The sequence below is a fragment of the Yersinia sp. J1 genome (genome assembly GCF_050586585.1).
Taxonomy (GTDB): domain Bacteria; phylum Pseudomonadota; class Gammaproteobacteria; order Enterobacterales; family Enterobacteriaceae; genus Yersinia; species Yersinia entomophaga.
The window spans coordinates 12,090-25,825 of record NZ_JBOBDP010000020.1 but is presented as its reverse complement, the minus strand read 5'-3'; the positions used below and the strand labels follow the sequence as shown (position 1 = coordinate 25,825).

The window sequence follows — 13,736 nt, the reverse complement described above, 5'->3', positions numbered from 1 at the left end:
ACTGATATAGTTAATGATAAGAGTTCTGTCTATTACGTTAGCCAGCCTTAATGCAGGTATACCTATATGTCAGCTTCGTCAATTAAAAAGCTATCTCTGTGGTCGTTAACGTCTTTGGTAGTAGGATCAATGATCGGGGCCGGTATTTTTTCGCTTCCGGCGACGTTTGGCCGAGCTACCGGCGGTTTAGGGGCAATGATTGCCTGGGTGATTGCCGGTGGCGGGATGTTAACGCTGGCCTTTGTGTTTCAAACATTGGCGCAGCGTAAGCCTGAGCTGGATTCCGGCGTGTATATTTATGCGCAAAAAGGTTTTGGTGATTACGCTGGATTTGCTTCCGCGATAGGTTTTTGGGCTGGAGCCTGTATTGGCAGCGTGTCCTATTTTGTACTGATAAAATCGACGCTGGGGGCTTTTTTCCCTTTATTAGGTGACGGTAATACGCTTTCGGCGGTGTTGATTGCTTCCTTAATCCTCTGGAGTTTTCATTTTATGGTGCTGCGAGGTGTGAAAGAAGCCGCCACCATTAATACCATCGCGACGTTCGCTAAAGTCGTTCCTATCTTTATTTTTATTGTGGTACTGATTTTCGCCTTTAACAGCGATATTTTTATGCAGAATTTCTGGGGCGCGCCGGTGCCGTCGATGACGGCAGATATCAACCATTGGGATAATTACGGTTATGTCGGCCATGCGGCCACGGAAATAGACGCGTCTTCAACCTCATTATTTACTCAAATACGTAGCACGATGTTAGTCACGGTATTTGTTTTTGTGGGGATAGAGGGCGCCAGTGTTTATTCGCGCTATGCCAAAGAACGCAGGCACGTTGGTATTGCCACCGTACTTGGTTTTATCGGGGTACTGTGTTTATTAGTTTTGGTCACGATGCTGTCATACGGCGTGTTACTGCGCCCCGATTTAGCCAGTTTAAGGCAGCCATCAATGGCGGGCGTGCTGGAGCATATTGTTGGCCGCTGGGGCGCTATTTTTATTAGTATCGGTTTAATTATCTCGGTGATGGGGGCTTATCTTTCGTGGACGTTGCTGGCTGCCGAAGCGCTGTATTCCGCGGCTAAAAGTCATATTGTGCCAAAAATCTTTGCCACGGAAAACAAGCATGGTGTGCCCTCTGCGGCGGTGTGGATGTCGAATATTTTTATTCAATTTTTCTTAATTGTCACCCTATTCACAGAATATGCGTTCCAGCTAGCTTTAGAGTTAACCAGTTCTCTGGTGCTGATTCCTTACCTGTTGGTTGCGGCCTATGGCTTAAAACTGGCATGGCGCAGGGAAACCTATGAAAAGGATAGTAGAGAGCATAAAAAAGACTTTTTGATTGCCGCCATAGCTACGTTGTACGCCATTTTGATGGTGTATGCCGGTGGACTGAAATACGTATTACTGTCGGCCGTCATCTATGGACCAGGCACTTTGTTGTTTATTTTGGCCAAGAGAGAGCAGCATAAACCGGTATTTACAGCCGTTGAGAAGGTTTTATTTGCCGTAGCCATTGCCGCGGCAGCGGGCGCGGTTTATGGCTTGGTGACCGGCGCCATCAATATATAAATACACGGCACTCAATCCAGGATACCGCAGTGTAGAGCCCAATAGTTCTTCTCGCTGCTATATTATCTTTAACAACAATCACTTATAACGACAGCCTCTGGGGGCGTTCAGAGCCTGAGTGTTTCACGTTCATAGCGATGGGAATACCGCAGAATGTTTCAGATCTCAACGGATAAAAATGTGCTGGATATCGAGCTTATTCATGATTTTCTGTCCCGCCAGAGTCTCTGGGCACAGGGGATTTCGCGAGAAAAAGTTGAACGTTCTCTTTGCGGTTCGCTTTGCTTTGGCGGTTACCTGAGCGGACGGCAAGTGGCGTTTGCTAGAGTCATCACCGATTGTGCTACCTTCGCTAATCTGGTGGATGTGTTTGTATTACCTGAATTTCGTGGTCAGGGTTATAGTAAACTGCTGCTCGGTGAGGTGTTTTCTCATCCGGATTTGCAGGGGCTGCGCCGTTTTACTTTGGCTACGTCAGATACCCATGGGCTTTATGCTCAATTCGGTTTTACGGCACTGAGTCAGCCGCAGACTTTCATGCAACGTTACTCTCCCAATATTTATCGAGAGTAGCTTGTAAAAAATGGCGTAAAGTGCGGAACTCATTCGCACTTAATCGGCGAGTGATGAAGGGTTAATATATTACCGTTATTAATGCGTTCCATTATGCGCTGAATTTCGTTCCGGCAGGGGCTTGATCTGTCACCTAGACTACGACAGGATCTGTGACCATTAAGTGGTCAGCACCCGCGGGTAAATGAATGAGGTCGTTACCACTTAAATAAAAAATGGCTGGTGAATAATACACCGGTAGGTGCTTTCTTGAAAAAACAACGAAACTCTGTCCCCGCGGGTGATTACACGGGGGGAATAGGGGATGCGCAGTTTGCACTGGTCGTGTTGCTGGCGACTTCTGCGGCATTAGTGGTTGTAACTTTGGCTGTAATTTTATGGATAGTTTGAGCAATTGTTGAGTAATGGAGGATGTGTGGATAAGAGTTTATTTGATGATAATAAAGTCATTGCCTTGGTAGGATTATTAACAGCGGCGTTAATTGCCGTCAGTGTGATGTTTACTCTGACTTATATGACGGAACGCCAGCGTAATGAAGCTAAAGTTGTAGATATCCAAAACTGTTATATCCAAAACAAATAACCCTGTTTAGATGCCAGAGCCACACTGCCGCTTTCTGAGGGCCGGGGCTAATATCATCTCAGGGAAAATTACGCCTGTTTTTGATGGATGGTGTGCAGCGGCGGGGCGATTTTCAAATCAATGTCGGCATTCTGTCGAAAATCGTAGGGTGTAATGCCGTAACGCTTCCTGAACATATAGGTAAAGTGCGACTGCGAACCAAAACCAAAATCCAAAGCAATATCAAAAATAGAAGTGTCACTGCTTCTCAATTGATAAACCGCGCCCGCCAATCTTCTTTCCCGGATGTATTTACCCAGAGAAATGCCGGTCACTTCCTTGAATATTTTTTGCATATGCCACAGCGAATAGCCTGAGTAAGCCGCCAGCTCCTCAAGGTGGATGACTCTACCGAGGTGAGTTTCAACCCATTTACTGAGGGCGCAGACTAACGAGAGATGGTTTTCTTGTTGCATTATTTAGTCTGTTCCGAAGATAAGTAGTGATGCAGTATACACAAGTTAAATCCAACAAGACAAAATCAGGGCGCCTTCCTGATTAGCATATATGATTAAATGGCACGATTAAGTAAAAAATGTATCAGCTGCGAGAGTAAAAGGAGTAGTGTCGTTTGTGGGGGATTCCCCCTGAGGAATTTGTCCGTTCCCGTAAGAAAAAATCAAAATTGATGAGGTGATCGCATGTTGATAACGGTGATTATGACTCTGATAGCGGTAGTTGGTGTTACGGTGTTTCTCATGATGCCAGTGATGATTTTGGATAAAGGCAAACGTGTTGGAGGTGATGAACTGTGAGAATAGGATTGCTGTGATGATTGTCTACTTCGAACCAGGCGAACTGCTCATCTAGCGCCTGGTTTTTTTATACTTTCCTTTTGGTTCCTCGTCAGTTTAAGACGCTCATTTCGCTACAATGCTATTGATTTTCAGAAACCGCGCACAGGGGTAAACGCTGCGTCAAATATCCCATTTCCAAGCAATCTCAAAGGTTAACCGTGGTTAAACCTATACAGATTATTCTGATGACGACACCCCGAATAAAGAAAAGTTGTTGCGAGCGTGATATTCTTTGCCTACTGAGCTGCAAATTAGGAATTTTATTGTGTCTGAGATTTTAACAAACGATCAAGAATTGGTATCCGATCTGGTTGCCTGTCAGTTAGTCATCAAACAAATCCTTGATGTTATTGACGTTATCGCGCCTACCGAAGTGCGCGATAAGATGTCTCATCAACTCAAATCCATTGATTTCTCTACTCATCCCGCAGGTGCCGATCCGGTGACTAAACGGGCAATTGAGAAAGCCATCGCCCTTATTGATCTGAAATTCACCCAAAACTGAAAAAACAACCCGCAGTATATGCGGGCTGTTAGTCAAGTTACTCAATCACCGAGGTGGTTTTTTTCAGTAATGGGCAGTCGGTGATGCCGATAAAGCCATTATCGCCATTCAGGAATTGTGCAGTAACAATACTTCTGGCTGTGAGGTACTTACACTGTAGGCCTAATCCAGCAGCGTTCTTTTCGCTGCCGATAAGGACACCATAGCCTGAAAAAAGCAGTGCCAGGTAAGCGACCAGCAAAATGAGTGCAAGTCTGAAAAGGGTCATAAAGAGCTCCATAAATTGAGATGTACTCAATCTGTTACAAGGTTGAGCACAACTCTAGCTGAAAGATTAAGGTCAGTTTACGCTAAAAATCCTAAACTTGCGGAGTAGGGCAAGGCGTTTAACCTGAGGAATAACATCCGTAGCCCGGGCAGGCAGAGTGATATAGAGAATGACCGTTCGGCTATGACCCGTTGAGGCTGGCTGAAGTATAATTTATCAAAATAATTAAAAGGTGCCTGATGTGAACATTAAGAAACTTGTTGCAACGGTGATACTGATAGCCGTTTGTTGCTTGTTTTATCTATTAGCGTTAGACAGTTACTGCGATCAAGGCGGTAATTTCTCTAATGGTATTTGTTCTATTACCGCTATTGTCCCTTGGTAATGTTGAACCGCGATCTGGCAAAACAGAGGCATAATTATTGCCCGTTGCCGTCTTTCCTCTGAACAAGTGTACTACGTTTCAGTATTAGTTTGTTTTCTGAACGCGCCATTGGGCGCGGCGCAGTGATAAGATAGCGTTCTAGTCTCGCATGTAATAGGGTTGTCAATGTACGAAACAGGTATGGGCGCAGTGAATATCGCCTCAATTGGATTCTCATCGCTGGTGGTCGTGTTCTTTTTGGTCGTCTGGTTCTTTTTAAGCCGAGCCAGCGTCCGCGCCAATGAGCAAATTCGATTGCTTCAGGAAATCACTGAACAGCAAAAACAACAAATTGAGTTACTCAATACGTTAGTGCGTAAGACCTCCGGCGACGGCAAGGATTTACCGGATGGTGATACGGTAGAAGTGCTGGATTTTAAAGGATTCATTCCTGAGCGTTAATGCTGTGAAGGCACTGTGACCGGGTTGCAGTGCCTGCCCGATGTGCTGGTTTCACTCCTTTTTCTATTATCCTCCTCGCGGTAAAAATTGCTGCTTCAGCGTTATTGTTCCTTTCATTTATACATTATTAGCTTTAATCTTAAACCGACGCTGATTGTCATAAATGTGTCTTATTTTTCCCCTAATGTAGCCGGAATACTCCAGCCCAAGGGTAAACCTAGATGATTAAATGGTATGAAGAAAGCGACACCGAAGTGAACCGAAATATTGCACTGCTGACCGGAGAAGATCCGGACAAATGGTACCCTTACGGCGGTGTGAAAGGTAAAGACTATTGCAAGAATCCTTCCGATGCCTGGCCGATTATCTGCGCCAATAAAATAGGCATTCACTCTCCTGAAAATAGCGACGATAACCACTGGCAGGCGCGTATCGCCACAAGCCAGGGGGAATGGCAAGCCCGAAGCACCAGCCCATTACGGGCGGCAATGATCTGTTTTTTATTGAGTCAAGATACTGAGAAAGCCCTAATGTAGTTATCGAGTAAATCCGCCAGAAAATCTGGCTGGGTGGTATGCGTTATCCATATTTTAGCCAGTCATTTTGCGATGGAGCTGATCATGAAACGTATTATTAAAGGGGATATGAATTTATCCCACCTCGTTATTGCTCATACGGCGATTGATCGCCACCAACAGTCCTATGGCGATCGTCGTCAAGGCTGGCCTTCAACTTATCTCATCCGCTATAAAAATAATCGGGTCGCCGTTGAAGTTGTCACTCGACGTCAGTCTTATGTTGCCACATTAATGATAGGTGCACGTAATCTGAGTAGATTGTGCAATATTCCATCGCTTTATCCTTAATTAATTGCATCAATCACATCTTTGCCGTGGTTGATACTCAAACATCAATGGCATTGATATAACGAATTTTGCCACCGGGTTTATCACAAATTTCAGACTGATAAACCCCCATTTTCCCCGCACTGAAATGCCTTAATCCTTGATGCTACCGGGTTTAAATGTTAAAAAGCCGCGCGGCTTCATTTACGGACAGTCAATTTTCTCGTTTAACGGGAGGAAATTGCGGCAGAGGATACAATGCAAGAGCAGTTACAAGATTCGACCCTAAAACGAGGGTTAAAAAACCGACATATTCAGCTGATTGCGCTAGGTGGCGCGATTGGTACCGGCCTGTTTCTGGGCATCGCGCAAACGATTCAAATGGCTGGACCTTCGGTTATTTTAGGCTATGCCATCGGCGGGATTATTGCCTTTTTGATTATGCGTCAACTGGGTGAAATGGTCGTTGAAGAGCCGGTTGCTGGTTCATTTAGCCATTTTGCCTATAAATATTGGGGCGATTTTGCGGGCTTCCTGTCAGGCTGGAATTATTGGGCAATGTTCATTTTGGTGGGCATGGCTGAGCTGACGGCGGTGGGTATCTATATCCAATATTGGTGGCCGGAAATCCCCACTTGGGTTTCTGCCGCAGTATTTTTTGTCGTAATCAACGCTATAAATTTAATCAACGTCCGAATGTATGGTGAAACCGAGTTCTGGTTTGCCATTATCAAAGTTGCCGCCATCATCGGAATGATTGTATTTGGCGCTTATCTGCTGGCCTCGGGTTCCGGTGGGCCAGGGGCGTCCGTCACCAACCTTTGGGCACATGGCGGCTTTATGCCACATGGTATCAGCGGCCTGATTATGGCGATGGCGGTCATTATGTTTTCTTTCGGCGGGTTGGAAATGGTCGGTATTACCGCCGCTGAAGCCGAAGACCCGCGTCGTAGCATTCCTAAGGCGACCAATCAGGTGGTTTACCGGATTTTAATCTTCTACATCGGTTCTCTGTCGGTATTGCTTTCCCTGTATCCCTGGATAAAAGTGGTTGAGGGTGGTAGCCCGTTTGTCATGATTTTCCATGCGTTAGACAGCAATTTGGTTGCCACTATTCTTAACGTGGTGGTACTGACTGCGGCCCTTTCGGTCTATAACAGTGGAGTTTATTGTAATAGCCGCATGTTATTTGGGCTGGCAACGCAAGGCAATGCGCCTAAAATATTGACCAAGGTGAATAAGCGCGGCGTACCGGTGTTATCAATCGCTTTGTCTGCTTTGGCTACCTCCGCTGGCGTATTAATTAACTACATCATGCCCGGAAAAGCATTTGCTTTATTGATGGCGCTGGTGGTCTCAACGCTGGTGATTAACTGGGTCATGATCTGCCTGGCGCATTTGAAATTCCGCGCCGCTAAAGTGCGTGAAGGCGTAGAGCCAAGTTTTAAGGCTTTGTGGTATCCGTACGGTAATTATCTGTGCCTGGTGTTCCTCAGCCTGATTCTGGTGATTATGTACATGACCGAAGGGATCCGTATTTCCGTGCAGTTAATGCCTATTTGGCTTGGGGTGCTGTGGATCGGTTTTATACTGACACGACGGAAAAAAGCCGAGGCTTAAGATGAAACCGGCAGTTTGGGTTTATTTTCTCATGTCTGCCGTGCGAATGTTTTGAAACCTGACGTAAAGCCCGCTCATCAGCGGGCTTTTTTGTGAGCGAAATCGATAAATAGTCGGTGCTGAATGCGCCTCAACGCTTTGTCACGCGGATAAGAAATAGAGACGAAGAAAGACGGAGTGGATAGAGGCAAAAGGCGTTAGAGGCGGCGGGGGGCTATTTTCCGCCTTAATTTCGGGTTAATTTAGGCGAAGTAAAGAATATCTTGCCGAGTGTGCGAGCTAATAAATCAGTGCACCGAGTGAGTGCACTGCTATTTGAGAATCATTCCTGATAACGGCGTAGTTATCCATTAAGAGATCTGGTGCAAATTGGTTTGAGATATTACGCCACAGCAGGGAATATTATCTCCATATAATCAAATATGATTAGAACTGCCAGCGAAGCCAGGCAAACAATACGTTACCATTATTATAAGTCCCCGGAATGTAGGTGGCTTGCAGCGAAAGCTTATTATATTCGACGGAAACCAGAGGCAAAGGCAATGGCATCGGAATGTAATAGTACTCATGGCGCGCAGTGACGCTGAGAGTAAAGCCCGCGCCGAAACGCCATCCGTCCATTGCTCCTGGAATCCACATCTTCTGAAAGCCATAACCAATAATAGGCTCAACTTTATTGTGTGAATCCATAAAAGCCATGGCATACAGAGAGTGCCAGTCGTTATCTTCATCGTATCGATATTTGCCAAAGCCAAAGCCCCACGGATTCTCGTTATACGAGTCTGTCTTTTCCTTGTCGTAGGTCCAACGGTTATGCCATGTCAGCACCGGTAGGTAGAATTCACGCCCCGGCGCATCCCAGGTCAGCGAGACATTGCCTTTAAAACGTTCCCACAGGCCGCCATCTTCGGCTTTAATGGCATTAGGTTGATTGGCTACCGGTAACGCTTCGCTGCATGCCGGAAAGGCCACAGACAACAGACTCGGCGCAAGGAGAGCAGCACCTATAGCTGCAACTTTATATTTCATAATGGAGTCTCTGGTATCGATAAGTTGAATAGGGGGAGTTTCTGCCCCTTGTGCCTATCAAAGGTAAAACAAATTTTGCCGATTAATTATTATTGAAAATAATCCGACTATTAGCCGTTTTGATTACTTTCATAGGTGTCTTTATAGCTAGTTTAATTAATTTAGTAAAATACATCGGGCTTTAAATAAAGGCGGGTATTGTACTGAAAAAAATGCTGATGAAAAGGAAGAAATATCCTATTTACCCTTTTCATTTAGCTAAGGTATAAGAATCACTCGGTTTTTCAGGTGCGTTTACTTGATTAAAAGAGTCCGTTTTATGTGTATTTATGCCACTAGTGATAATCCATTCCATTGCACCATGATAGTGCGCATCCATTTTGATTAAATAGAATAATAAACTTCCGTTAATGATGAGGTACTAAATATTGATTAAATAGATTCCGATATTTTATTTATTATTCACATTTATTTTTTTAGGTAAATATATTTGTAGTCATTTATGCATCGTAACGTTTTTTTGTGAAGATCTGCGGCTTTTAGCCGTTATTGTCATCCGATTGTCATAAGCATGAGATTTCGCCAACCTGAGCATAAGTAAGGATTTAATCAACTAAAAGTTGAAAATTTCAACCCGGAGTGAGGTGTGGAAGGGCTGAGGGCTGGCAGAGCAGGTATATTCTATTTTTATATATCAAAGACCAATAGGCTTTATTAAAATAGATTTGTTCCGCGTAGAACGGATAGAAAATCGACAACGTTTATGACGTAATAGGTATTATAAAAATAGTTAGCAAGATTGTTAAAGTTAAGCAAAAAAAACGGGTTAAACAGTATAAAAAAATAGAGCAGAAAATACGATGACCTTCAACAAATTTCAGCATATTTAAGCAGTGTTTGTGATCGACTGGCCCAAATATGTGCGACAAGTACATCGTTGATTAAAAATGGCTTGCCAACGAATTCAGAGTATGTGATAACGCATATGGGTAAAACGAGGTACAGTTCTGTATATGTGTGGCATTTTCAGTAAAGAAGTTCTGAGTAAAGACGTTAGCGTTGAATACCGCTTCTCTGCCGATCCTTATCTTAGTGCCTCAAGCAGTAACGACTCTAGTTTGTCTATGTAACGCCTCCGGGCGAGTTAAACAATCCAAAGGAAATACTCAAGATGGCTAAGATTAAAGGTCAAGTTAAGTGGTTCAACGAGTCTAAAGGTTTCGGTTTCATCACTCCAGCTGACGGCAGCAAAGATGTGTTCGTACACTTCTCTGCAATCCAGGGTAACGGCTTCAAAACCTTGGGCGAAGGCCAGAACGTAGAGTTCGAAATCCAAGACGGTCAGAAAGGTCCGTCTGCAGTAAACGTTACTGCAATCTAATTCAGCTCTAGCTGAAAAAAACCCGCCTTGGTGCGGGTTTTTTCGTTTCTATAGTAATCCGTTTTATTAATAATTAAGGCAAGATGATTAAGCCGGAATATTGGTTTCTGCCGCTGATCCCTGGATGGGTTGGATCTATGGCTCGCTGCTGGCTATTGCGGCGGAAACTGGTGTATTTAAACGCAGGGACAAGCTCTTCCCGATTCTCGTTGGCCGAACCGGCTGATTTCGGCGGCATGCAGTCTGCCGGTGTACAGATGGTGCAACTTCCCGCGCGGTCTATCTGATGAAAACCCAATGATTGCAACTGATGCTCAGCAATGGCGGTAAGGTTGAGATGTCGATAGCGGGGAGAAATAACCGTTTTTGGGACATTCATATTATCAATAAATCGTGCCACTAAATCTTCGGTTACCTCGTAACAACAGGAACGTGCCGCTGGGCCAATAGCTGCAACCCATTCATGCGGCGAATCATCTTGCGATATACGTTCTGCCATTCGCAGTAAAATTCCATCCAATAATCCGCGCCAGCCTGCGTGAGCCACGGCGATAGCTTTTCCGTCCCGTCGGCTAAAAATGACCGGTAGGCAGTCCGCCGTGAGTACCGTTAGCAAAATACCGGGTTGGGTGGTGTATAAACCGTCGGTTTCACCGCAGGCTTGCTTGGGTTCGCGAACATCGACAATTCGCGTACCATGTACCTGTTTTTTCTCCGGCATGGTGGCACGAAATGGCTGTAAATTCTCCGGCAGCAATGCGGATTTACTGCCAAAGCCATGAAGAATATGAGGGACATGGGTAAATAATCTGGATACGTCAGTCATGTGAATCACTTTGCCTCGGTGGCTGCGGAGTAGCCCAGTGTAGGCCGAATTTTGATTAGTTGGCTACTGTTGGCTGCTTTAATAACCTGAATGACGTTCCCATTTGCGCTTTGTTGCAAAATAAGACGCCTTGTATCACTGTTTCCACCCTGTAACGGCCAAGGTTCAGGTTTAATGATCGACCAGAGCGGATAATGCCTACAGGGAAACCGAATGATTTCTAAAGTAAATAATGACGCTAACAATTTTGTCCGTTGGCGTTTTAGTCTGCTGTGCGGTTGTATCCTGCTGTCACTCCTAGGATTGCTTGGGCGGGTGGCCTGGCTACAGGTGGTTGAACCGGAGCCGCTGGTAAAAGAAGAGAATATGCGTTCGGTTCGCGTGATGACGACCCCGAATACTCGCGGCATGATTACCGATCGCAACGGTCATCCTCTGGCGGTGAGCGTGCCGGTGGCGGCAATTTGGGCCGACCCCAAGGTTTTGCTGGAAAAAGGCGGCGTCGGGAATGATGCCCGCTGGCGGGCGTTGTCCCAAATGCTACATATGCCATTGGCTGATATTGCCAGCCGTATCAATCAGAATCCGGATGGGCGTTTTGTGTATTTAGCGCGACAGGTGGAGCAGGCGTCGGCTGAGTATATTCAACGGCTTAAACTGCCGGGAATCGCCCTGAGAGCGGAGTCGCGCCGGTTCTATCCCTCGGGTGCTACGGTGGCGAATCTGGTCGGCTTCACTAATATCGATGACCAGGGCATCGAAGGTATCGAAAAGAGTTTTAATCAGCTACTGAGCGGAACGGCGGGCAATCGGGTAGTACGCAAAGACCGCTACGGCAACGTGGTGGAGGATATTTCCGCCACCGATAGTCATCCCGGTCAAAATGTTCAGCTCAGTATTGATGAGCGCTTACAGGCCGAAGCTTCCCATGCTTTAACCAATGCGGTGTTGTTTAATAAGGCGGAGTCTGGATCGGCGGTGTTGGTGGATGTGGACACTGGCGAAGTGCTGGCGATGGCCAATTACCCGACCTATAACCCCAATAACCGAACCGATACGCCGGAGGGAAATTTCCGCAATCGGGCTATCAGCGATATTTTTGAACCGGGTTCGACGGTAAAACCTATGGTGGTGATGACGGCATTACAGCGCAAACTAGTGAAACCCGATAGCGTGTTAGATACGCACCCTTATATTTTGAGTGGTCACCAAATTCGTGACGTCGGCTTTTACCCCGCGCTGTCTCTCACTGGCGTGTTACAAAAATCCAGCGACGTCGGCGTATCCCGCCTGGCATTAGCGATGCCCGCTTCGGCACTGCTAAAAACCTATGGCTCATTTGGGTTGGGCAAATCTACCGAATTGGGATTAACCGGAGAAAGCAGTGGGTTGATGCCGCACCGTCAACGCTGGAGCGATCTGGATCGCGCCACTTTCTCGTTTGGCTACGGATTGATGGTGACGCCACTGCAGCTGGCGCGGGTTTACGCCACGATTGGCAGTTATGGGATTTATCGCCCTTTGTCTATCACTAAAGTCGATCCGCCGGTGTTAGGGCAGCGAGTCCTGCCTGCGGAACAGGTTCAAGAAGTAGAGCATATGATGGAAAGCGTGGCGCTGCCCGGCGGCGGCGGGGTGAAAGCAGCGGTACGCGGTTATCGGGTGGCAGTTAAAACCGGTACCGCTAAGAAAATTGGCCCCAACGGACAATATATTGATAAATATGTGGCTTATACCGCTGGCGTGGCTCCCGCCAGCCAGCCGCGTTTTGCTCTGGTGGTGGTGATTAATAACCCGCAAGGGGGAAAATATTACGGTGGAGCAGTGGCGGCCCCGGTATTCAGCGAAATTATGGGGCAAATTTTGCGAACCATGAACGTGGAGCCAGATGCCGTTCTTGGCTCGCCTCAGCGCCATAGCTGAGAATAGTGTCGGACAAGGCTGCCCCGGCTTGCAACCACGGAGGCGGTTCTTTAGACTAGCGCCGCCTTGCGCGTTCTCGCATTTTCCCTGCTATCTGGAAATATAACCATGTCTTATCAATGTCCTCTTTGCCATCAGCCGTTACAGCTTAATCAGAAGCAGTGGCGCTGCGAAAATAATCACCAGTTCGATTGTGCCAAAGAGGGCTATGTCAATTTGCTGCCCGTTCAGCATAAAGGCTCCAGGCAGCCGGGAGACAGCCCGGAGATGATGCAGGCGCGGCGCGCATTTCTTGATGCCGGTTACTATCAGCCACTGCAACAGCGGGTTGCTGCGCTGTTGGACGGCGTTTTGCCGCCTGAAGCCGGATTATTGCTAGATATTGGCTGTGGTGAGGGGTATTACACCGCGGCTATAGCTCAACAGCTGAAACAGCGGCGAGAGATGCAGGTTTATGGCTTAGACGTCGCCAAGGTTGCGGTGCGTTATGGGGCAAAACGCTACCCTGAGGTGAGTTTTTGCGTGGCATCCAGCCACCGTTTGCCGTTTGCCAACGGGGCACTGGACGGCGTTGTGCGTATTTATGCGCCATGTAAGGCGGAAGAATTGGCGCGAGCGGTGAAACCGGGCGGTTTTCTGGTGACGGTTGCGCCGGGCCCACGTCATTTATATCAATTGAAAGAAATGATCTATCAGCAAGTGCAGCTGCATGGTGAGAACGACGAACATTTGGAAGGATTTGATTTGGTTAGCCATGAGTCATTAGCCTACCCAATGGCGTTGCCGGGATCGCAGGCTGTCAATTTATTGCAAATGACGCCTTTTGCCTGGCGAGCGTCAGTTGAAACCGGTCAGCAGTTGGCCGAGATGGAAACTTTTGCCTGCGAAACAGATTTTGTTATTCGTGTGCATCAGCGGCATATCGATAAAACTGAATGTAGTGCAGATTAAT

17 protein-coding genes are annotated in these 13,736 nt (G+C 46.6%); 13 read left to right on the top strand and 4 right to left on the bottom strand.

The window, feature by feature from the left end:
- Window positions 1–66 precede the first annotated feature (66 nt).
- From ACQ4OC_RS17820 to ACQ4OC_RS17810, 3 genes are all read left to right on the top strand, one after another.
- Window positions 67–1,569: a basic amino acid/polyamine antiporter gene (locus ACQ4OC_RS17820; RefSeq protein WP_120806907.1), complete on the top strand. Its 1,503-nt coding sequence runs from the start codon at window positions 67–69 to the stop codon at window positions 1,567–1,569.
- Between the two features lie 153 nt (window positions 1,570–1,722).
- Entirely contained in the window at window positions 1,723–2,142 is a 420-nt protein-coding gene (locus tag ACQ4OC_RS17815; protein ID WP_064517927.1) for a GNAT family N-acetyltransferase, read from the top strand.
- A 415-nt stretch (window positions 2,143–2,557) separates the two neighbouring features.
- On the top strand, window positions 2,558–2,725 hold the full coding sequence (locus tag ACQ4OC_RS17810; RefSeq protein WP_049600422.1) for a hypothetical protein: 168 nt from the start codon (window positions 2,558–2,560) through the stop codon (window positions 2,723–2,725).
- A gap of 68 nt (window positions 2,726–2,793) precedes the next feature.
- On the opposite strand, the gene ACQ4OC_RS17805 is transcribed toward ACQ4OC_RS17810, so the two are convergent.
- On the bottom strand, window positions 2,794–3,180 hold the full coding sequence (locus tag ACQ4OC_RS17805; protein WP_064517929.1) for a helix-turn-helix domain-containing protein: 387 nt from the start codon (window positions 3,178–3,180) through the stop codon (window positions 2,794–2,796).
- A 646-nt stretch (window positions 3,181–3,826) separates the two neighbouring features.
- On the opposite strand from ACQ4OC_RS17805, the gene ACQ4OC_RS17800 reads away from it, so the two are divergent.
- Window positions 3,827–4,066, top strand: coding sequence for a DUF2766 family protein (locus tag ACQ4OC_RS17800; RefSeq protein ID WP_049600431.1), 240 nt, complete (start codon window positions 3,827–3,829; stop codon window positions 4,064–4,066).
- Window positions 4,067–4,103: 37 nt separating this feature from the next.
- Here the strand turns inward: ACQ4OC_RS17800 and ACQ4OC_RS17795 are convergent, their stop codons facing one another.
- Window positions 4,104–4,334, bottom strand: coding sequence for a YobH family protein (locus tag ACQ4OC_RS17795; RefSeq protein WP_049600433.1), 231 nt, complete (start codon window positions 4,332–4,334; stop codon window positions 4,104–4,106).
- A 241-nt stretch (window positions 4,335–4,575) separates the two neighbouring features.
- On the opposite strand from ACQ4OC_RS17795, the gene ACQ4OC_RS17790 reads away from it, so the two are divergent.
- The 5 genes from ACQ4OC_RS17790 to ACQ4OC_RS17770 all read left to right on the top strand — a co-directional run bounded on the left by ACQ4OC_RS17790 (window position 4,576) and on the right by ACQ4OC_RS17770 (window position 7,625).
- Complete coding sequence (locus ACQ4OC_RS17790; protein ID WP_071925617.1) at window positions 4,576–4,719, top strand: PhoP/PhoQ regulator MgrB; 144 nt, start codon at window positions 4,576–4,578, stop codon at window positions 4,717–4,719.
- Window positions 4,720–4,884: 165 nt separating this feature from the next.
- Window positions 4,885–5,160 carry a YebO family protein gene (locus tag ACQ4OC_RS17785; RefSeq protein ID WP_064517931.1) on the top strand — a complete coding sequence of 92 codons (276 nt, stop codon included), beginning with the start codon at window positions 4,885–4,887 and terminating at the stop codon, window positions 5,158–5,160.
- Between the two features lie 221 nt (window positions 5,161–5,381).
- Window positions 5,382–5,696, top strand: coding sequence for a phage protein NinX family protein (locus ACQ4OC_RS17780; RefSeq protein WP_064517933.1), 315 nt, complete (start codon window positions 5,382–5,384; stop codon window positions 5,694–5,696).
- 84 nt (window positions 5,697–5,780) lie between these two features.
- Window positions 5,781–6,026, top strand: a complete 246-nt coding sequence (locus ACQ4OC_RS17775; protein ID WP_064517935.1) for a DUF4060 family protein — start codon at window positions 5,781–5,783, stop codon at window positions 6,024–6,026.
- Between the two features lie 237 nt (window positions 6,027–6,263).
- Window positions 6,264–7,625: an amino acid permease gene (locus ACQ4OC_RS17770; RefSeq protein ID WP_064517937.1), complete on the top strand. Its 1,362-nt coding sequence runs from the start codon at window positions 6,264–6,266 to the stop codon at window positions 7,623–7,625.
- Window positions 7,626–8,051: 426 nt separating this feature from the next.
- Here ACQ4OC_RS17770 and pagP read toward each other — a convergent pair whose 3' ends face one another.
- Window positions 8,052–8,654 carry a lipid IV(A) palmitoyltransferase PagP gene (gene pagP / locus ACQ4OC_RS17765; RefSeq protein WP_084414363.1) on the bottom strand — a complete coding sequence of 201 codons (603 nt, stop codon included), beginning with the start codon at window positions 8,652–8,654 and terminating at the stop codon, window positions 8,052–8,054.
- A 1,013-nt stretch (window positions 8,655–9,667) separates the two neighbouring features.
- Between pagP and ACQ4OC_RS17760 the strand changes: the two genes are divergently transcribed.
- On the top strand, window positions 9,668–9,784 hold the full coding sequence (locus ACQ4OC_RS17760; RefSeq protein ID WP_002211058.1) for a DUF2627 domain-containing protein: 117 nt from the start codon (window positions 9,668–9,670) through the stop codon (window positions 9,782–9,784).
- Window positions 9,785–9,825: 41 nt separating this feature from the next.
- Window positions 9,826–10,035: a transcription antiterminator/RNA stability regulator CspE gene (gene cspE, locus ACQ4OC_RS17755; RefSeq protein ID WP_038243301.1), complete on the top strand. Its 210-nt coding sequence runs from the start codon at window positions 9,826–9,828 to the stop codon at window positions 10,033–10,035.
- A gap of 73 nt (window positions 10,036–10,108) precedes the next feature.
- On the opposite strand, the gene pgeF is transcribed toward cspE, so the two are convergent.
- Window positions 10,109–10,861: a peptidoglycan editing factor PgeF gene (gene pgeF, locus ACQ4OC_RS17750; RefSeq protein ID WP_430971465.1), complete on the bottom strand. Its 753-nt coding sequence runs from the start codon at window positions 10,859–10,861 to the stop codon at window positions 10,109–10,111.
- A 213-nt stretch (window positions 10,862–11,074) separates the two neighbouring features.
- Between pgeF and ftsI the strand changes: the two genes are divergently transcribed.
- Together ftsI and rlmA are read left to right on the top strand one after the other, a co-directional pair.
- On the top strand, window positions 11,075–12,784 hold the full coding sequence (ftsI, locus tag ACQ4OC_RS17745) for a peptidoglycan glycosyltransferase FtsI (RefSeq protein WP_430971464.1): 1,710 nt from the start codon (window positions 11,075–11,077) through the stop codon (window positions 12,782–12,784).
- 108 nt (window positions 12,785–12,892) lie between these two features.
- Window positions 12,893–13,735 (top strand): 23S rRNA (guanine(745)-N(1))-methyltransferase, encoded by an 843-nt coding sequence (gene rlmA / locus ACQ4OC_RS17740; protein ID WP_120806910.1) that lies wholly within the window; start codon window positions 12,893–12,895, stop codon window positions 13,733–13,735.
- The last annotated feature ends 1 nt before the right edge of the window (window position 13,736 follow it).